The sequence below is a fragment of the Polynucleobacter sp. genome (genome assembly GCF_030693775.1).
Classification (GTDB): domain Bacteria; phylum Pseudomonadota; class Gammaproteobacteria; order Burkholderiales; family Burkholderiaceae; genus Polynucleobacter.
This window is the reverse complement of sequence record NZ_JAUXZY010000004.1, coordinates 294,833-312,972: the sequence shown is the minus strand read 5'-3', so window position 1 is coordinate 312,972 and position 18,140 is coordinate 294,833. Positions and strand designations below refer to the sequence as shown.

The following is an 18,140-nucleotide window of genomic DNA, read 5'->3' as shown; positions in this document are numbered from 1 at the left end:
GGCTTTTTTGTTGGCCCGGGCGAATGGGCTGATGCACGCCGATTCAATTAACAGCAGGGTCACTGACTGCAGCGCGAGATTCCAGTAGCCGCGTTCGAACGTATCGCACTCCTACGAGTGCTAAATGTACAAAGATAATAAAAAGGTACATTTCACCCAGAGTCTCATGAGAGCCCTCAAAGATTGCTCTTAGCCACTTGCCGCCCCATTCTTCATAGCCCCCAATCCCAGTAAGCACTAACAAAGGCGTTAACACATACATCACCAAAATAAATACACCCATGAAAGCGCCGTACCACCGATTCCAGTTCCAGAGGCGTTGTATCTGGAGTGCCTTTATGTCCGCCTGAATTCCCTTGACCATACTTGCCCTTCGCCATAGGGCGCCGAGCGAACTAGCTCCACCGGCAATTGCGCCCCAGCACAAACGCAACAGAAAAATGATCCCGAAGCCATATCCACAATACACATGCACCAGACGAAATGACTCACTGTCTGCAGTGATGTAGGCCGTAATGAATGATGCGGCTCCAATCAAATGCAGTGTATTTTTCACCGACTTACTGAACGCAATTGAAATACCCATTATTTTTACCATGGGATCCGCACATCGTCATCGTCAAAATTACCTTGCTCGGCATGACGATGGCATGCATTGCAATTTGCTGCACTCTTCACAGGGGGCTTAGCAAAATCTTCCACCCCAATCTTGCGGTGCTTCTTTTGAAACCAATAGGACTGGGTGATTCGATTTTCTGGAGGCACCTCTTTAACGCGCTTATAACTTCCTGCATAGCGCTTAAGCCAAGCTGAAATCTCCGCCGCATCCTTAGGCTCAACAGACGCATCGGTTCCGTAATGCTTGCTAAGGCCGCCCATAATCGAGGACCAGGATTGTGCCGGTAAAAATCCCGGCGGATACGCCAGATGGCAACTCGCACACTCGGCTTGATAGCTCGGCAAACGATCAACGGGCATCCTATTTGCACTATCCGCCATTGCCAATTGAGAGGCGGCCCCTACTGCTACGTACGTCAACGCAGTTAGCACCAGCATCGAAATAAAATCTTTCATAATCACTCCTACTTTTTAATGCTGATGAGGTAAGACAAGACATCCGCCTTTTCTTGGGGTAGGCATTCCCGCCCAAGGACGTCGTTGCAATTACGGCGAAACCATTTATCCGTTCTGGCAGAGTCGGTAAGCGAATCTGGATTTGCAGATGGTGCGAGAGGATCAATTACCTTACTGGTACTAGCATGCTTTCCTGGGGATGTGGGTGGGTTACCATGGCACGATGAACAGGACCACTCTTTGCCGTGGGTGGAATTAAAAAATATCTTCCCTCTATCGCTATTGGCTTGACTACCGGCCTTATCGGCCCAATACTGCAGTTGTTTGCTGGGCGTTGTTTCTGCGGCAATTGCTGGTGCTATTGCCGCAAAGACAAAGAGCATGAATAGAGCCGACTTAGTATGAATGCTGTATGTATTTGAGTTCATACAATCAGTATTAAATAAAAGGGGTTTACGGAATCTGAAGGCTCCATTCATCTGCCGTTCAGAATTCACCACCTACAATAAGGAATGACCTTCATTTTTCGATTCGTACTGCTTGCATTCCTCATCACCCAACCCCATTTGGCTTATGCAGATAGCGATCAAGACCGCGCCCGTAAAGCAGTGGAGCAAGGCGAAGTGATGCCGCTGCAACATATTCTTCAAAAAATGGCTAAAGACTACCCAGGTCAAGTCCTTGAAGTTGAGCTAGAGCGTAAGAAAAACACTTGGGTTTATGAGATCAAACAACTTTCCGCCAGCGGCGTTCTGACCAAGCTTGAGGTGGATGCCAAGACCGGCATCGTCATTAAGCAAAAATCAAAAAATACCAGTCAATAATTCAAATGCGCATATTAATCGTCGAAGATGAGCCCACCCTCTGCGCACAATTGCGTATAGCCTTAGAAGAGCAGGGCTATGCGGTGGATATCGCCAACAACGGCGAGGACGGCCTCCATATGGGCAAAGAGGAGGCCTTTGATGTTGCCATCTTAGATCTGGGCCTTCCTAAACTTGACGGAATATCCGTTTTAAAGGGCTGGCGCCTTGCCAGAAAAAAACTACCCGTTATTATTCTGACCGCACGGGACAACTGGAGCGAAAAGGTATCTGGCATCGATGCGGGCGCAGATGATTATCTGACTAAACCATTTCACATGGAAGAGCTCTTAGCCCGTATTCGGAGTGTGATTCGGCGAACGGCGGGGCACTCATCCCCTGTCCTGTCGATTAAAGGGCTGCGTTTAGATACCCGTAGTAGCAAGGTGTCTTTGGATGGCAATCCGATTACCTTAACTGCCCATGAATTTAAGTTGCTTGAATATCTAATGCATCATCCGAACGAAGTGATTGATCGTGCAACGCTAGGTGGGCATATTTATGCATACAACGAGGACCCTGATTCCAACACCATTGAGGTTTTCATTGCCCGCCTGCGCAAGAAAATACCCGAGGGGCTGATTGAAACCATTAGAGGCTTAGGTTATCGCCTAAATGATGATCTTTAATTCGATTCGCTTTCGGATTGCAATTGCCTCCTTAGTAGGCATTGCAATCGCCCTAGCATTCGCTAGCTCTCTCATTGGCACCCTTTTTGAAGAGCATGCTACTCGGCAATTTCAATCTGCACTGCAATCCCGCTTTCTCCAGGTTGCCAGTCTTGCTGGGCAAGACCCCAAGACCGGCGAACTTATTTTTAAGGCTCCAGCAAATGAGCCTCGCTGGTCCAGCCCCCTTTCGGGACTGTATTGGCAGGCCAATTTACCCGATGGAAAAATCATTCGGTCTCGTTCGCTATGGGATACAACACTGCAAGTTCATTCGCCCGATAAAGCCTCTTTTTATGACATCAATACCAGTCAAGGCCAACATCTAATGGCCCGATCACAAGCAATTGAACTAGATGGCCTCATTCCAATCCATTTTTTACTCACCGTTGCGGAAGATACAGCAGCGCTAGATCAATCAATACGCCAATTCCAATCGCAAATACAGTGGTATCTCACGATCTTGGCTGCTGCGTTACTAAGTATGGTGGTATTGCAAATTACGATTGGGCTATCGCCACTGAGCAAACTAAAAAAAGCCATGCTTCGTTTACGCAATGGGGATGCCGCCTGCATCGAAGGCCAATATCCCAATGAATTTAGTCCCTTGGTAGATGACTTTAATTCAGTTCTGGAGCAAAACAAGCAGTTGGTTAGCAAAGCACAAATTCAGGCGGGCAATCTCGCACATGCAATCAAAACTCCTTTAGCTGTCATTACCAATGCCATCGCGAGCAAAACAATTCATGATGCCGATTTTCGTCAGCTCGTTCTTGAGCAAACTAGACTTGCTAAAGAACAGGTTGACTGGAGCCTTGCACGGGCAAAAACCATCACGCGCAGCCGTAACATCACACTAAAAACTCCGGTTGTTGGAGCAATTCAATCGATGGTACGGGTGATGGAAAAGATCTATGCAGATAAATCGTTGACGATGACTATTCATGCATCTGAGTCCGCCGTTCAATTTAACGGGGATGAGCACGATTTACATGAAATCCTAGGTAATGTGATTGATAACGCCTGCAAATGGGCAAGTACACAGGTGTTTATTTCGATCTCCAAAGAAAAGGGCTGGGTCACGATCGCTATTGAGGATGACGGCCCGGGGATCGCTCCTGATGACTATGCCAATGTTGTGCGTCGTGGCGTGCGGCTCGATGAATTTACTCCTGGTACTGGGCTTGGCTTAGCCATCGTCGATGAGCTCATTTCCATCTACGGAGGGAAAATGCAGATGAATCAATCATCACTAGGCGGTCTCAAAGTCGCAGTACAGTTACCGCGATCTGATTAATTTGTTTCTAGCAATAATCACCAAAGAAAAAGGGCAGCTAGGCTGCCCTTTCTGTTCTAGCTAGGCTAGATCATTACATCATACCGCCCATACCACCCATGCCGCCGCCCATACCGCTCATATCGGGCATGCCGCCTGCGCCGTCTTCTTTTGGAGACTCGCAGATTGCACAGTCGGTTGTCAGGAGCAGCGCTGCAACCGAAGCCGCATTCACCAATGCAGTTTTAGTTACCTTGGTAGGATCGATAACACCCTGAGCTACCAAATCGCCGTACTCGCTGGTGGCTGCGTTATAGCCGTTGTTACCCTTGCTGGCCATTACCGCATTCACAACCACGCTAGCCTCGTCACCTGCGTTGGAAACGATGATGCGCAGTGGCTCTTCCATGGCGCGCAGAACAATGCTGATACCAGCATCTTGGTCTGGATTGTCGCCTTTGAGGCCCATGATGCCTTGCTTAGCACGAATGAGTGCTACGCCGCCGCCAGGAACAATGCCTTCTTCCACTGCTGCACGGGTTGCGTGCAGAGCGTCGTCAACGCGCGCTTTTTTCTCTTTCATTTCGACTTCAGTAGCAGCGCCAACACGAATCACTGCAACACCGCCTGCCAACTTGGCAACGCGCTCTTGCAATTTTTCACGATCGTAATCGCTGGTTGCCTCGTCGATTTGAACGCGAATGTTCTTCACACGCGCTTCAATGGCTTTAGCATCGCCAGCACCGTCGATGATGATGGTGTTTTCTTTACCAATCTCAACGCGCTTGGCTTGACCCAAATGCTCGAGGGTGGTTTTCTCAAGGGTTAAGCCAATTTCTTCGGCAATCACTTGACCGCCAGTCAGAATAGCGATGTCTTCGAGCATGGCTTTACGGCGATCACCGAAACCAGGCGCCTTCACAGCACAGGTCTTAATAATGCCGCGGATGTTGTTCACAACCAAAGTAGCCAAGGCTTCGCCTTCGACGTCTTCCGCAACGATCATCAATGGACGACCCGATTTGGCAACTTGCTCAAGTACTGGCAAGAGATCACGAATGTTGCTGATCTTCTTGTCAAACAAGAGGATGTATGGGCTTTCCAATACAGCCACTTGCTTCTCTGGCTGATTGATGAAGTAAGGCGAGAGGTAGCCACGATCAAACTGCATACCTTCAACGACTTCGAGTTCGTCTTCAAGTGACTTACCATCTTCAACGGTAATCACGCCTTCTTTACCGACTTTTTCCATCGCCTCAGCAATACGCTGACCAATGCTCACATCGCTGTTTGCAGAGATCGAACCGACTTGGGCGATTTCTTTGGTGGTGGTGCAAGGCTTGCTGATTTTTTTGAGTTCTTCTAAGGCTGCTGTTACTGCCTTATCAATACCGCGCTTCAAATCCATTGGGTTGTGGCCAGCAACAACGTACTTCATGACTTCGCGCACGATCGCTTGTGCGAGTACGGTTGCAGTGGTTGTGCCATCACCAGCGATATCAGCAGTTTTGGAAGCAACTTCCTTCACCATCTGCGCGCCCATGTTTTGAAGCTTGTCTTTGAGTTCAATTTCTTTTGCAACGCTCACACCGTCTTTGGTGATGGTGGGGCCGCCGAACGAACGCTCCATAACAACATTACGGCCTTTTGGTCCGAGGGTAACTTTTACTGCGTTGGCGAGGATGTTGACACCCTCCACCATCTTGGTACGGGCGTTATCGCCAAATACTACGTCTTTTGCTGCCATGATTGAATTCCTCTCTTATGTTCTCAATTACTTCTGAACAACGGCCATGATGTCTTCTTCGCGCATTACGAGAAGCTCATCTGCACCTACTTTGACGGTTTGGCCGGCATATTTGCCGAACAACACCCGGTCGCCTACTTTGACGTCAGGGGCATTTAATTTCCCACTGTCATCGCGCTTGCCAGGACCTACGGCTAAAACTTCGCCTTGGTCTGGTTTCTCGGCTGCTGCATCGGGAATAACAATTCCTGAGGCAGTCTTGGTTTCTTGATCCATACGCTTGATGATCACGCGATCATGTAAAGGACGTAAATTCATTCCTTCTCCTAAGTTAGTAAGTGTTAACTACATAAAAATCGATATAAATCGTCGGGTTATAATCTCTACACCTCAAGTTAAAACGATTTTGACTCCGTCAAGGTCGCTTTAGCACTCGATTGCAGTGAGTGCTGATTATATAGGTCTATTCCCGCTGATTTCAAGGGGCGGCCCAATAAAAGCCTGTTGTAGGTCTTTTCCTACACACAAATCAGATCTGCCTGCTTACTTCCCGGACCTGTCCTGCCTAGACTGGACAGTCATCGACTGGAGAACACCATATGAGTCCCAAATCTCGGCTGTATACGCTTGTTCACGCATGGAAGAACAAGCCTTTTCATGAGCTACGGGACGCCCAAGGCACTCATGTGCCCAATCTGGCCCACGAAATCCAGGACGCTGGTAGTAATGCCAACTGGTCTAAGCGCCAAACCGTCAGCTACGAGCCCATTTTTAATGCGGCAGGCAATACCATGTCCGCCGCCTTGTTCAGGCCCCTCTTAGGCGCAAGCGACTCCCAGGTACTGCGCTTTTCCATGGAAGGATTGGATGCAGCCAGCTACTGGCATTGCTGCAACCGGCCCATTCAGATTCTCTTGCCCTTATCGCCTGGCGTACTTGCCAACCCACAGCGTATTGATGCCCTATGCGATCTCATTTTGAACTCCAGACTCCCCGTGGGCTTAGTTCACATCGGCCTAACTACAATGCCGCCCGATGCACTGCGCATCAATTGCAAAGAAGGTTTATTGCGCCTGCGTCGCATCGGCGTACTGCTCCATCTGATGAATGCCAACCCGCAGTCAATTCAGCCGCAGTGGCTAGAGGAAATTAAATTCGACGGCATCCATTTTTCCATTCAGGAGCTGCGCAGTGACGATATTGCAGTAGCGAACCAACAAGCCCAATTACTCGATGCCCTCGCGATGGCAAGGGAGCTGGGCGCAATGCTCTACGCCAACGGCATTACTTTAATTAAAGACCTCGAAAACGCCAGGCTTTTGCCGGTAGATTTTTGCTACGGTGGACTCATGATGTCACCCGTCAGTAGGCACCAAATTCTTCATATCAGCGACAGTCGAATTGCGAAAGCCATTTTTGCAGTGAAACCCCATGGAAGTACAAACCAGAACGGAGATAGGCAATGAAGAAAAGTGTCATGTTGGTAGACGATCATCCCGCCATGTTGATGGCCCTCAAAAGTATGTTGCAGGACCAATTGCTGTTTGAAGTAGTAGGACAGTGCCGCAATGGAGAGGAGTGCTTACAAAGCGTGAAGCAAATCAATCCCGATATTGTGATTCTCGATCTCGATATGCCCAAGACGGACGGGTTTGATGTGATTCGCCGTATTAGTTTGACTTACCCCGACATCCGCTTACTCGTTCTATCTAGCCTAGATGAGCAGGTATATGGAGGACGCGTACGTTCCTTAGGTGCGCATGGTTTTATCAATAAAACTGCCGGGGCTGATGTTATCTTGGCGGCCTGTGTGGCGATCTCCCAAGGCTATGCTTGCTTTTCCCATACACGCAATGGCCATAGCTCACTCAGTGACCAGGAGAAACTAGCCCTCATCTCCGATCGTGAACTGCAAGTCATGAAGTACTTGGGCAAAGGCAATAGCAATCAACACATTTCAGACTTATTGCACATCAGCAATAAAACCGTAGCAACCTATAAAACGCGTATCTTTGAAAAGTTGGGCATCAACAATATTGCCGACCTCATTATGTTTTGCCGCAATAACCACATTATTGAGGGATGATGCGCGTCACTGCATTCGGTCAATTTGCCTGCACTGCCGTACTGCTTTACTGCGGTACGGCTTTTGCACACCACATTGAACTCACTCTGGCAGAGAAGGCGTGGATCAAAGCAAAGCCAGTGGTGTATTTCAGTATTCATGAGCAACATGCGCCCTACCTTGCGCCTCTGGATGGAAATGGGCAAGTTGGGGTTTATCAATCCCTCATTGATGCACTGAGCGAGCAAACGCAGCAGCAGTACCTACCGATTTGGCGCAGCAACGATGCAGACTTAGCCAACCTACTTAGTAAGCAATCGATTGATTTTGTAATTGATCCACCCTCTCGCCTCTCAAAAGAAAATACGGGCATCTGGTCAGACGCCTTATTTTGGGGTCATGCGGTGGTGGTCACGCGTACAGAGACTTTGGTAGGCAATCCCGTGATCGCCCCTAAAACGGCTTTTTTTGGAACGGACTCTGTACGCGGGGAGCATCGATCCGTGGCCCATCTATTTGCCGCACTCATCAAGCGCGAGTACGACGCTGTCGTGATGCCGATTCGGCTTGCGCGGTATGCCATGCGCGCAGAACACGAGGGGCATTTAAAACTGAATGGGCTATATGGTCGCGAGCCACTGGCATACCGCTGGCTGATTAGCCATCATGCCAAACCCTTCAAAGGCATTGTGGAAAAGACCCTGCATGCCCTTGATCCAGTAGCATCACGTGCCATCTTTTCTATTCCTGGCTTTGGTATTGAGCCAAGAGACAATTCTGGCGGGGCTGATCTGGACTTTATGCATCAGCATCACGCGCCATGGAAGCGCCATATTTTGTTTGGCTTTTTATGTACCATGCTCTTGGGCGGATTCGCTTGGATTATTCAGTTGCAGCGCCATCGCAAAGAGCATGCACTGCAGAATGCCGCTCTGCTAATACAAAAGGAGCATGCGGAGCGCGCCAACAATGCCAAATCCAACTTTTTGGCTGAAATGAGCCATGAAATCCGAACACCGATGAATGCCATTTTGGGAGTCCAAGAGTTATTACTCAAAAGCCCACGCCTACCAGATAGCGAGAAACCCTTGTTGCAGAGCGCTCATGCCTCAGCAGAGTCGCTTTTGGGCATGCTCAATCAGGTCCTTGATCTTTCGAAGATAGAGGCAGGCAAGCTCACCTTAACGCCAGAGCCCTGTTGCCTTAAAACCCTGGTCGAGGAAATCGATGCGGCTTTTTCGATCTTTGCATCGAATCGCCAATTGAGTATGCATACCCATCTCGACCTGCGCGTTGCAGAAGTGCTGATGGTTGACTCCTTACGCCTGCGGCAAGTTTTAAATAACATCTTGAGTAACGCCATTAAGTTTACGAATGCAGGATCGATTCATTTTTCGGTACGCATCTTGGCTGATGACCACGCTGGGCAGTTGATTGAGTTTCGCGTGATTGATACCGGTATTGGCATGAATCCCGCAGATATTGCCATTGCCCTTCAGCCATTTGAACAAGTCCGGGCCCAACATCAACCGCAGACGGGCAATGCCCTGCAAGGCACTGGCCTGGGCTTAACTATTAGCAGCCATTTGATTCGATCGATGGACAGTCAGCTGTATTTTGATAGTGAACCTGGAATGGGGAGCAATGTCTATTTTTCTGCCGCCTTCCCCAGAACAACCCAAGTAGCCTCCAATCGATTAATCACCGAGGCAACCTTGCACAGTGCCCAGCGCATGCAGCACCAAGGCAAGCAAGTCTGCGCCTTAGTGGTTGAGGATCACCCCGCTAGCCGTCAAGTCCTATCCCTGCAATTAGAGGCACTGGGAGCCAAGGTGGTTGTCTGTGAAAATGCTGGGCAGGCATTAAGCCTACTTAAGCAGCATCAGTTTCATGTCATGCTCACCGACCACTCCATGCCCGGCATGCATGGCGCAGATTTATCGCAATCGATCCGCGACGATGGATTTACGGAGTTGATTATTATTGGCGTTACCGCCGATATTTATGCTCTAGACATTCGGCATCGCCTGCTTGCTTCGGGTATGAATGCCGTTCTGATCAAGCCACTCAATTTGGCAACCCTTGAAAATGAATTAGCACGCTACTTCACCATGGTAGAAGTGGAGTTTGATGCAGAAGAGGATACCATTGCTTTTCCACAACTCGGTAAAGGCAGTTCGGATCAAAATCAAATCGGCAGACTGATCTTGCATGAAATCATGGAGGTTCACCACCAGGCAATTGCAGAGCTATCGACTGGGACCCTATCCCAATCTGAATTGGGTAGCCTGATTCATAAAATAAAGGGTGGGGCCTTATTAATGAATGCCCTGCGTTTTGCCAATCGCCTCGATAGCCTTGCGGCCAATCGCACCGACTCTACCCCAAAGCGGGCTGCCCTACTAAAAGAATTACTCCTAAAACAAAATGGCGTGATTGATGCCTTTCTAAACCGGGCTTCATTTGAATAAATGCGCTCAGCATACCTAAATTGATCCCAGGCCTTAACTGAGCAAGTCATTCGTTTTTTAGTATTTTTGCTGTTTTGGCTTACCATAAGCCGGTGCTACTATTTTCTACCTCACATCGCGCAGTCCTTCCTGCATTCCAATGGCTAGCGCTACTGCTCTACGGACTGAGCAGTCAGTCTCTGTGGGCATCCGCCCTTAGCGGTCCAATCGAAGTTCCGACCGCCGTATGGCAGTCGCTCGCGAAGAATCAAATTCCGCGCGATGCGGTGAGTATTTCGGTTTTGGAGTTGCCCAGCGCTCCTGGAGCTAGCGTGCGCGAGGTTCTGGATTGGCGCGCAAACCAATCGATGAATCCCGCCTCCGCAATCAAGTTACTAACAACTTTAGCCGCACTCGATTTGCTAGGTCCGCAGTTCCGCTGGAATACCAATCTGTATACGGACGGCCAAATCAACAATGGCCTTCTCAAAGGCAATCTTTACCTGCGCGGTAGTGGCGACCCCAAGTTGGTGCCTGAAGAGCTGGCGCAGATGATGAAAAGTCTGCGCGATTTGGGCGTTCAGCGTATTGATGGGAATTTGATTTTTGACCGCAGCGCCTACAGCCCCGAAGTGATGGAACACGCCACCATCGATGGCGAGTCAATGCGGTCCTATAACGTGCCTCCGGACCCACTCCTCTACGCGTTCAGAACCTTGTCCTTCCAGGTCAGTCAAGCGCGCGAAAATGATCGCATTGCAATTAGCTATACGCCAGCATTGACGCAATTTAAGGTTGTCAATCAATTGCGCCCCAGCAATCAAACGTGCGATGCTTGGCGCAAACAAATCCAGTTTGAGCTCGTGAAGCAGCTGGGATCAAACCCAAGTAAAAGTGATCAGTGGGAGGCTCTCTTTAATGGCGAGTTTCCAAGCGCATGCAAAAACATCGCCTACAACGTAGTGGCGCTAGATCCTAATACTTTTTTAACTCTGGGATTTTCTGCAGCATGGGAATTGGCCGGCGGCACCTGGGCTAAGCAGCCGCAAGGGAAAAGCGGTGAGGTTCCGCTATTTGCAAGGCCATTACTGGAATTTCAGGGCGGGCAATTAATCCATGCGGTGAACGATATCAATAAGTTTTCCAACAATGTCATGGCGCGGCAAGTCTTTTTAACCCTTGGCTTAGAACGTTTAGGAAAGCCAGCCTCTATCGGCGCTAGTGATCGGGTCATGCAAGCCTGGCTCAAACAACGTGGCCTGCACTTTCCGGAATTGGTTTTAGAAAATGGTTCGGGCTTATCCCGCAACGAAGCCATTAGCGCACGTCACCTCAATGATCTCTTGATTACTGCACGCCAACTTCCATCCGGAGATCTTTTTGTGCAATCCTTACCCTTAGCGGGATCCGATGGCACCATGAAAAACCGCCTGATACGGCAATTGCGTCAGTTCTTACACCTCAAGACCAAACCGGAGGCACGCATTAAGACCGGATCACTTGCGGAAGTACGGGCAATCTCGGGCTATGTCATGAGCCAATCCGGCAAAACCTATGCCGTTAGCTCATTCATCAATCACCCCAATGCCTTTCGTGGCCTAGATGCCCACGATCAACTGCTGACGTGGTTACTAACGGGCGGCCCCGAACCAAAGCAAGCGCGCTGAAGTCGGTCTCGCACCCCGTCCCACTCTTGCCCCATGGGTGGTTCGGGCATCACGATTAAATCCCACGTATGGTCATCTAAGTCACGCAATAATCGGTATAGCCGGCTAGCAAATAAGTCACTCTGCTCCGGAATCGGTACCTGCTGAATGTGCGATGCGCCCAAGACATGTGGGTCGCGCATTTGCTCCGACTCCCACACTACCAGGGCTACATGGGATTTGGTATCTGGGTATTGCGAAATGCAATCGAGCGCTGCACCAGCGGCGTACAAACGCAATGGTGTGTTGGGTGCGTAATGGGCTTTAAGGCTGCCTGATACACGTGGCGTGCTTGTGTCCGCATCAGCACGTGCTCCGGCTGCTAATACACGTACTCCTGTTTTCTGCTCAATCTGCTCTGGCGTAATCGCACCAGGACGCAGCAAGACTGGGGCACCCGATGACAGATCCACAATCGTCGACTCAATACCAACAGTGCAATCGCCACCATCCAGGATTAGCAAATCTGCTTGGTCACTGAATTCAGCGCTGACATCCGCAGCCCGGGTGGGCGATACCTTACCAAAACGGTTCGCCGATGGCGCGGCCAAACCACCACCAAATTCCTGCAAGAGGGCTTGCGCGACGGGGTGATCAGGTGAGCGCAATGCAATGGTGTCTTGACCACCAGTCACCGCGCTCAGCACGTGTTTATCTTTTTTTAGCACTAGTGTTAAGGGGCCTGGCCAGAAGGCCTCTACCAAACGCATTGCCTCTTCTGGAAGATCGCGTACCCAAGGCGCAATCAACTTAAACCAGGCATCCGATCGATTGATTTCTGATGCCTCTGCTATTGATGGCGCTGCCAGATGCACAATCAGGGGATGGTCTGCCGGCCTACCTTTGGCAGAGAAGATGCGTCGCACCGCCTGTTCATTGCTTGCATCGGCTGCCAGTCCATAAACCGTCTCCGTCGGAATCGCAACCAAACCGCCCTGCTGTAAGCGCCGTACTGCTTGCTCTACTGCTTGCTGCAATTCAGCTGTGCTGATGGTGGGCTGCGGGTCGGCTTTCACTACTACAGCATCACTTAAGGAGCGATACCTAAATCGCCGGCAACAGCAGAGCAATTCTGCCGCGCCTCATCCAGGGATTGGCCAAGGCAATTGACATGGCCCATTTTGCGACCGGGCAAAGGGGATGCCTTACCGTACAAATGCAGTTTTGCGTCAGGGTGACTGAGGACGCGCTCCCATGCTGGCTCGCTTGCAGTCGTTTGCTGTTTGTCTTCCTTGATAAACCACACATCACCCAAAATATTGAGCATGGCAACGGGGCTGAGTAAGCGGGTATCGCCGAGCGGCAGGCGAGCCATTGCCCTGACCTGCTGCTGAAACTGACTCGTAACACAGGCATCCATGGTGTAGTGCCCCGAATTATGAGGACGCGGCGCTACTTCATTGGCAACGATGCTGCCGTCGGTAAGCACAAAGTATTCAACGCAAAGTACGCCGACATACTTCATCTCCTGCGCAATGGCACTGGTTGCTTTTTGAATCCGCTCGAGTAAAGCGGGATGCTGCTGCAAGGATGGTGAAGGCACAGTACTGGTATGCAAGATGCCTTGGCGATGGATGTTTTCTGCCGGAGGAAAAGACCGGATATCGCCGTCATGCCCGCGCGCCACAATCGCCGATACCTCAAAAGCCAATGCCATGCGCTTTTCCAATACACACGCAACCCGACCTAAATCAGCCCAAGCCGCTGCCAATTGATCGCGCGACTGAACCGTCACTTGGCCTTTGCCGTCATAACCGAGGCGCACTGTTTTCAAAATACCGGGGAAGAGATCATCTGCAAGCAAGGCCAAATCGGCTTCGCTATGAATCACGCCATACGGCACCGGACACACTCCAGAGATGGGGGCGCACTGCGCTAAAAATGCTTTTTCTTTTATGCGGTCTTGTGCAATCGAGACGCAGCTGCTATCCGGAGCAACAAATAGCCCGCGTGCCTTAAAAAAGTCGAGCGCTTGTGCAGGAACGTTTTCAAACTCGGTACTAATGGCGGAACACAAACTGGCCATTTCAGAAAGGGCGGCCGTATCAAGGTAATCGGCACATAAATGTTTTTCAGCAACTGACCCCCCTGGACTGAGTGGATCAGGATCGAGTACGCAGACTTTAAATCCCAAAGACTGGGCTTCATGGATGAACATGCGCCCAAGCTGGCCGCCACCCAAAATACCGAGCCACGCCGGTGATTTACAAATGCCCGAAGAAGAAGCTGCGTTCATACTCATCAATTACTTAGCTGCTAATTCCATGGCTTGGGCTTGCGCGGTCTGTTTACTGCGAAAACTTTCGAGGGCTGTCATCAAATCAGCATCGTGCGCAGCCAAAATAGCAATGACGTGCAATGCAGCATTGGCAGCACCCGCCTCACCAATCGCAAAGGTAGCCACTGGAATACCCTTGGGCATTTGCACAATCGAATACAAGGAGTCTTCACCGCGCAAGTACTTGCTGGGAACGGGCACACCAAAAACCGGCACGAGAGTTTTAGAGGCAAGCATGCCTGGTAAATGGGCGGCACCACCTGCGCCGGCAATAATTGCCCGCAGACCCCGACCACGCGCTGCTTCTGCATACGCAAACATATCATCAGGCATGCGGTGCGCAGATAAAACCTGGGCCTCATAAGGCACACCAAACTGGTCTAGCATTTGGGCGGCATGCTGCATGACGTCCCAATCGGAATTGGAACCCATCACAATGCCAACGACTGCTGTTGTGTTTGAACCTGTGCTCATGACCTGCTCCACTTATGCCGGATACGAAAAGAGGATCTATTATCCCAGCCTTTTGGCAGGGACTCCAGCGGAATGACTGCCAATTAGACTGCCTGACTTAGGCGCGTGAGGGCCTCGCGGTACTTTTCCGCGGTCTTTTCGATCACATCATTGGGCAGATCCGGGGCCGGAGGGGTTTTAGGCCACGGCTTGCCATCGATCCGAACTTGCTCCAACCAGTCGCGTATAAATTGCTTGTCATACGATGGGGGATTCGTACCAGGCTGGTAGGTCTCAGCAGGCCAAAAGCGGGAAGAATCTGCGGTCAGAATCTCATCCATCAGAACCAGCTGATTGGCTTCATCTAAACCAAACTCAAACTTGGTGTCAGCGATGATGATGCCGCGGGTAGCGGCATAGCGCGACGCTTCCTCATACAGGCGAATGCTGACATCTCGAATTTGATTGGCTAAGGGTGCACCAATGCGCTGCACCACTTCTTCAAATGAGATATTTTCATCGTGCTCGCCCATGGCTGATTTAGCAGCAGGCGTAAAAATGGGTTGGGCTAACTTTTGGGCATTTTGCAAGCCAGGCGGCAAAGGAACGCCGCACACGCTGCCGGTTGCTTGATAGTCTTTCCAGCCACTACCAGCCAAATAACCGCGCACCACCGCCTCAACCAAAATGGGCTTAAGCCGCTTCGCTACCACCGCACGCCCTTGCACCTGCTCCACCTCGTCTGCCGTCACTACGCTGGCAGGATCAATACCAGTAAGGTGGTTTGGAATCACATGGGCTAATTTGTCAAACCAAAAATTCGCCATTTGATTGAGGATGATTCCTTTTTCAGGAATAGGCTGCGGCAAAATCACATCAAATGCTGATAAGCGATCGGTTGTGATCATCAGCAAACGGTCCTTGCCTAACTCATATACGTCGCGCACCTTGCCTTTGGATAACAAAGGTAAAGAGGTAATCGAGGTTGCGTGCAATGCTTTTTTCATTGCATTACTTCACGATCTGGGCAAGCTGACCGGCGCGATAGCGCTCAGCCATTTTTTCGAGGGACACGGGTTTAATTTTCGCTGCCTGACCAGCACAACCAAACGAGGTGTAACGTGCAACGCAGATGGCTTTTGCCGCTTCGCGCGCTGGCTTGAGGTAGTCGCGTGGATCAAATTTACCGGGGTTCTCAAACAGATAGCGGCGGATCGCAGCCGTCATCGCCAAGCGAATATCGGTGTCGATATTAATCTTACGCACGCCGTGCTTGATGCCTTCTTGTATTTCCTCTACGGGCACGCCGTAGGTTTCTTTCATATCGCCACCAAAAGCCCGAATCTCAGCAAGCAACTCTTGTGGAACACTGGAGGAGCCGTGCATCACTAAATGAGTATTGGGAATGCGCTGATTAATTTCTTTAATGCGGGTGATGGCCAAAATGTCGCCGGTTGGCTTCTTTGTAAATTTATATGCGCCATGGCTGGTGCCAATCGCAATCGCCAGTGCATCGCATTGCGTCGCACGTACAAAGTCAGCCGCTTGCTCGACGTCGGTTAACAACTGCTCACGCGTCATCGTGCCGTCGGCGCCATGACCATCTTCTTTATCGCCCATCATGGTTTCGAGAGAGCCCAAAACACCGAGCTCTGCCTCTACCGTAACACCAATCGAGTGTGAGAACTTCACCACTTCTTGCGATACAGCAACGTTGTAGTCATAGCTCGCAACCGACTTACCATCGGCCTCGAGTGAGCCGTCCATCATCACACTGGTAAAGCCACTTTTAATTGCCGCCATACATACTGCTGGACTTTGACCGTGGTCTTGGTGCATTACCACTGGAATGTGGGGATACTCTTCAACCGCCGCGGAAATCAAGTGGCGCAAAAATGCTTCCCCCGCATACTTTCGTGCCCCTGCCGATGCTTGCATGATGACAGGCGCACCAACCTCATCCGCCGCCATCATGATGGCTTGTACCTGCTCCAAGTTATTCACATTGAAAGCAGGCAATCCGTAGCTGTGTTCAGCAGCATGGTCTAACAGTTGGCGCATGGATACAAGGGGCATAACACTCTCTTCTATATAAAAGGATAAAAAATCAGATTCTTATTTTACGTTGACAATCTTTAAAGTATTGGTGCCGCCAGGAGAGCCCATCGGCGCGCCAATGGTTAACACAATCGTATCGCCTGTTTTCACAGCGCCGAGCTCCTTCAAGCGCTGCTCGACCTGCGCCAATGCCGTATCACGATCGCTGCTCAGCGCCAAACCCAAGGGAGTGACGTTACGATAGGTACTTAATACACGTTGGGTTGAGATATTGGGCGTCAAGGCAAAAATAGGCACATGAATATTATGGCGACTCATCCAGATGGGGGTGGATCCCGACTGCGTCAGTGCAGCAATCGCGGTGGCATGTAAATGGTGCGCTGTAAACAAAGCACCCAAGGCAATCGTCTGATCGATGCGAGTGAAGGTTTGATCTAAAAAGTCGGTATCAAGCCGAACCTGTTCTGATTTTTCTGCTTCGATGCAAATCTCTGCCATCTGTTCAATCGTCTTGACGGGGTACATTCCCGTGGCCGATTCTGCTGACAACATCACTGCATCGGTCCCATCCAAAACCGCATTCGCAACGTCACTGACCTCGGCACGCGTTGGCACAGGCGCACTAATCATCGACTCCATCATTTGCGTGGCCGTAATCGTAAATTTATCAGCTTCACGAGCCAACTTGATCATGCGCTTTTGTAGGGCTGGCACAGCAGGGTTGCCCACCTCGATTGCGAGGTCACCGCGTGCAACCATAATGCCGTCGCTCTCTGCAATGATGCTGTTAAGTGCATCGGGCTCAATCGCCTCGGCACGCTCGACTTTGGCAATTAACTTGACCTTAGGTACGCCATGCTTGGCACTCGCTGCATCGGCTAATTTGCGGGCGTAGGCCATATCCGCACCATCTTTTGGAAAGCTGATGGCAACAAAGTCGACGCCCATTGCAATCGCAGCATCCAAATCAAGAATGTCCTTCTCGGTCAATGCCGGAGCAGTTAAACCGCCACCAGCGCGATTGATACCCTTGTTATTCGAAAGTACACCACCAAGCTCAACGCGCGTATGAATCTCACCCCCCTTAACCGACTCCACGCGCAATACGATCAAGCCGTCATTGAGGAGTAGACGATCGCCGGCACGGACATCATTCGGTAAATTTTTGTAGTCAAGACCGACACGTTCTTCATTGCCTAGATCGCAGGCAACATCCAGAATAAATGCGGCACCTTCCTTGAGGATGGCTTTACCGTCTGCGAACTTGCCCACCCGAATCTTCGGTCCTTGCAGGTCCGCCATAATGCCAAGCTCACGACCCACTTCAGCGCAAATCGATCGGACCAAATCATGGCGTGCGCGGTGATCTTCAACAGTACCATGCGAAAAGTTCAGTCGAACCACATCCAATCCGGCGTGGATCATGTCTCGCAAAACTGCTGGCTTTTCTGAAGCTGGTCCTAGTGTTGCAATAATCTTTGTGGCTCGTAACATGAAAAGCT

18 protein-coding genes are annotated in these 18,140 nt (G+C 50.4%); 7 read left to right on the top strand and 11 right to left on the bottom strand.

Annotated elements, in window-relative coordinates; all coding sequences use genetic code 11:
• Positions 1-43: 43 nt before the first annotated feature.
• The 3 genes from Q8M75_RS04380 to Q8M75_RS04370 are packed head-to-tail and all read right to left on the bottom strand — an operon-like array spanning position 44 to position 1,502.
• Positions 44-586 carry a cytochrome b/b6 domain-containing protein gene (locus tag Q8M75_RS04380; RefSeq protein ID WP_305486585.1) on the bottom strand — a complete coding sequence of 181 codons (543 nt, stop codon included), beginning with the start codon at positions 584-586 and terminating at the stop codon, positions 44-46.
• A 5-nt stretch (positions 587-591) separates the two neighbouring features.
• The gene (locus tag Q8M75_RS04375; RefSeq protein ID WP_305486583.1) at positions 592-1,074 is read right to left on the bottom strand and encodes a diheme cytochrome c; all 483 of its coding nucleotides are present in this window, start codon (positions 1,072-1,074) and stop codon (positions 592-594) included.
• An 8-nt stretch (positions 1,075-1,082) separates the two neighbouring features.
• On the bottom strand, positions 1,083-1,502 hold the full coding sequence (locus Q8M75_RS04370) for a DUF1924 domain-containing protein (protein ID WP_305486582.1): 420 nt from the start codon (positions 1,500-1,502) through the stop codon (positions 1,083-1,085).
• A gap of 84 nt (positions 1,503-1,586) precedes the next feature.
• Here Q8M75_RS04370 and Q8M75_RS04365 point away from each other — a divergent pair, with 84 nt between their 5' ends.
• The 3 genes from Q8M75_RS04365 to Q8M75_RS04355 are packed head-to-tail and all read left to right on the top strand — an operon-like array spanning position 1,587 to position 3,902.
• Complete coding sequence (locus Q8M75_RS04365; RefSeq protein ID WP_305486580.1) at positions 1,587-1,898, top strand: PepSY domain-containing protein; 312 nt, start codon at positions 1,587-1,589, stop codon at positions 1,896-1,898.
• A gap of 5 nt (positions 1,899-1,903) precedes the next feature.
• Positions 1,904-2,566 (top strand): response regulator transcription factor, encoded by a 663-nt coding sequence (locus Q8M75_RS04360; RefSeq protein ID WP_305486577.1) that lies wholly within the window; start codon positions 1,904-1,906, stop codon positions 2,564-2,566.
• Positions 2,553-3,902, top strand: a complete 1,350-nt coding sequence (locus Q8M75_RS04355; RefSeq protein WP_305486575.1) for a sensor histidine kinase — start codon at positions 2,553-2,555, stop codon at positions 3,900-3,902. Before Q8M75_RS04360 ends, Q8M75_RS04355 begins: the two co-directional genes overlap by 14 nt.
• 73 nt (positions 3,903-3,975) lie before the next feature.
• Here Q8M75_RS04355 and groL read toward each other — a convergent pair whose 3' ends face one another.
• Together groL and Q8M75_RS04345 are read right to left on the bottom strand one after the other, a co-directional pair.
• A complete protein-coding gene (gene groL / locus Q8M75_RS04350; RefSeq protein ID WP_305486573.1) occupies positions 3,976-5,628 on the bottom strand; it encodes a chaperonin GroEL in 1,653 nt (550 codons plus the stop codon).
• Between the two features lie 27 nt (positions 5,629-5,655).
• A complete protein-coding gene (locus Q8M75_RS04345; protein WP_108469691.1) occupies positions 5,656-5,946 on the bottom strand; it encodes a co-chaperone GroES in 291 nt (96 codons plus the stop codon).
• Positions 5,947-6,227: 281 nt separating this feature from the next.
• Between Q8M75_RS04345 and Q8M75_RS04340 the strand changes: the two genes are divergently transcribed.
• From Q8M75_RS04340 to dacB, 4 genes are all read left to right on the top strand, one after another.
• Positions 6,228-7,094, top strand: coding sequence for a diguanylate phosphodiesterase (locus tag Q8M75_RS04340; protein ID WP_305486569.1), 867 nt, complete (start codon positions 6,228-6,230; stop codon positions 7,092-7,094).
• The gene (locus Q8M75_RS04335) at positions 7,091-7,714 is read left to right on the top strand and encodes a response regulator transcription factor (protein WP_305486566.1); all 624 of its coding nucleotides are present in this window, start codon (positions 7,091-7,093) and stop codon (positions 7,712-7,714) included. The genes Q8M75_RS04340 and Q8M75_RS04335 overlap by 4 nt, the downstream gene beginning before the upstream one ends.
• The gene (locus Q8M75_RS04330; RefSeq protein WP_305486564.1) at positions 7,711-10,164 is read left to right on the top strand and encodes an ATP-binding protein; all 2,454 of its coding nucleotides are present in this window, start codon (positions 7,711-7,713) and stop codon (positions 10,162-10,164) included. Before Q8M75_RS04335 ends, Q8M75_RS04330 begins: the two co-directional genes overlap by 4 nt.
• A gap of 92 nt (positions 10,165-10,256) precedes the next feature.
• The gene (dacB, locus tag Q8M75_RS04325) at positions 10,257-11,810 is read left to right on the top strand and encodes a D-alanyl-D-alanine carboxypeptidase/D-alanyl-D-alanine-endopeptidase (protein ID WP_305486561.1); all 1,554 of its coding nucleotides are present in this window, start codon (positions 10,257-10,259) and stop codon (positions 11,808-11,810) included.
• On the opposite strand, the gene Q8M75_RS04320 is transcribed toward dacB, so the two are convergent.
• The 6 genes from Q8M75_RS04320 to pyk all read right to left on the bottom strand — a co-directional run bounded on the left by Q8M75_RS04320 (position 11,756) and on the right by pyk (position 18,132).
• A complete protein-coding gene (locus tag Q8M75_RS04320; protein ID WP_305486559.1) occupies positions 11,756-12,865 on the bottom strand; it encodes an L-threonylcarbamoyladenylate synthase in 1,110 nt (369 codons plus the stop codon). The two genes, dacB and Q8M75_RS04320, sit on opposite strands and share 55 nt — an antisense overlap.
• Before the next feature lie 14 nt (positions 12,866-12,879).
• The gene (locus Q8M75_RS04315) at positions 12,880-14,091 is read right to left on the bottom strand and encodes a 5-(carboxyamino)imidazole ribonucleotide synthase (RefSeq protein WP_305486557.1); all 1,212 of its coding nucleotides are present in this window, start codon (positions 14,089-14,091) and stop codon (positions 12,880-12,882) included.
• A 3-nt stretch (positions 14,092-14,094) separates the two neighbouring features.
• On the bottom strand, positions 14,095-14,601 hold the full coding sequence (gene purE / locus Q8M75_RS04310) for a 5-(carboxyamino)imidazole ribonucleotide mutase (protein ID WP_305486555.1): 507 nt from the start codon (positions 14,599-14,601) through the stop codon (positions 14,095-14,097).
• A gap of 83 nt (positions 14,602-14,684) precedes the next feature.
• The gene (locus Q8M75_RS04305; RefSeq protein ID WP_305486552.1) at positions 14,685-15,587 is read right to left on the bottom strand and encodes a phosphoribosylaminoimidazolesuccinocarboxamide synthase; all 903 of its coding nucleotides are present in this window, start codon (positions 15,585-15,587) and stop codon (positions 14,685-14,687) included.
• 4 nt (positions 15,588-15,591) lie between these two features.
• Positions 15,592-16,656 carry a class II fructose-bisphosphate aldolase gene (gene fba / locus Q8M75_RS04300; protein WP_305486550.1) on the bottom strand — a complete coding sequence of 355 codons (1,065 nt, stop codon included), beginning with the start codon at positions 16,654-16,656 and terminating at the stop codon, positions 15,592-15,594.
• A 39-nt stretch (positions 16,657-16,695) separates the two neighbouring features.
• Positions 16,696-18,132, bottom strand: coding sequence for a pyruvate kinase (gene pyk, locus Q8M75_RS04295; protein ID WP_305486548.1), 1,437 nt, complete (start codon positions 18,130-18,132; stop codon positions 16,696-16,698).
• Positions 18,133-18,140: the final 8 nt, after the last annotated feature.

Coding starts and splice junctions, on each gene's coding strand:
- Q8M75_RS04380 (WP_305486585.1), bottom strand. CDS start 586: ATGGGTATTTCAATTGCGTTCAGTAAGTCGGTGAAAAATACACTGCAT.
- Q8M75_RS04315 (WP_305486557.1), bottom strand. CDS start 14,091: ATGAGTATGAACGCAGCTTCTTCTTCGGGCATTTGTAAATCACCGGCG.
- Q8M75_RS04345 (WP_108469691.1), bottom strand. CDS start 5,946: ATGAATTTACGTCCTTTACATGATCGCGTGATCATCAAGCGTATGGAT.
- Q8M75_RS04340 (WP_305486569.1), top strand. CDS start 6,228: ATGAGTCCCAAATCTCGGCTGTATACGCTTGTTCACGCATGGAAGAAC.
- Q8M75_RS04360 (WP_305486577.1), top strand. CDS start 1,904: ATGCGCATATTAATCGTCGAAGATGAGCCCACCCTCTGCGCACAATTG.
- Q8M75_RS04355 (WP_305486575.1), top strand. CDS start 2,553: ATGATGATCTTTAATTCGATTCGCTTTCGGATTGCAATTGCCTCCTTA.
- Q8M75_RS04305 (WP_305486552.1), bottom strand. CDS start 15,587: ATGAAAAAAGCATTGCACGCAACCTCGATTACCTCTTTACCTTTGTTA.
- Q8M75_RS04370 (WP_305486582.1), bottom strand. CDS start 1,502: ATGAACTCAAATACATACAGCATTCATACTAAGTCGGCTCTATTCATG.
- purE (WP_305486555.1), bottom strand. CDS start 14,601: ATGAGCACAGGTTCAAACACAACAGCAGTCGTTGGCATTGTGATGGGT.
- Q8M75_RS04365 (WP_305486580.1), top strand. CDS start 1,587: ATGACCTTCATTTTTCGATTCGTACTGCTTGCATTCCTCATCACCCAA.
- fba (WP_305486550.1), bottom strand. CDS start 16,656: ATGCCCCTTGTATCCATGCGCCAACTGTTAGACCATGCTGCTGAACAC.
- Q8M75_RS04330 (WP_305486564.1), top strand. CDS start 7,711: ATGATGCGCGTCACTGCATTCGGTCAATTTGCCTGCACTGCCGTACTG.
- Q8M75_RS04375 (WP_305486583.1), bottom strand. CDS start 1,074: ATGAAAGATTTTATTTCGATGCTGGTGCTAACTGCGTTGACGTACGTA.
- groL (WP_305486573.1), bottom strand. CDS start 5,628: ATGGCAGCAAAAGACGTAGTATTTGGCGATAACGCCCGTACCAAGATG.
- pyk (WP_305486548.1), bottom strand. CDS start 18,132: ATGTTACGAGCCACAAAGATTATTGCAACACTAGGACCAGCTTCAGAA.
- Q8M75_RS04335 (WP_305486566.1), top strand. CDS start 7,091: ATGAAGAAAAGTGTCATGTTGGTAGACGATCATCCCGCCATGTTGATG.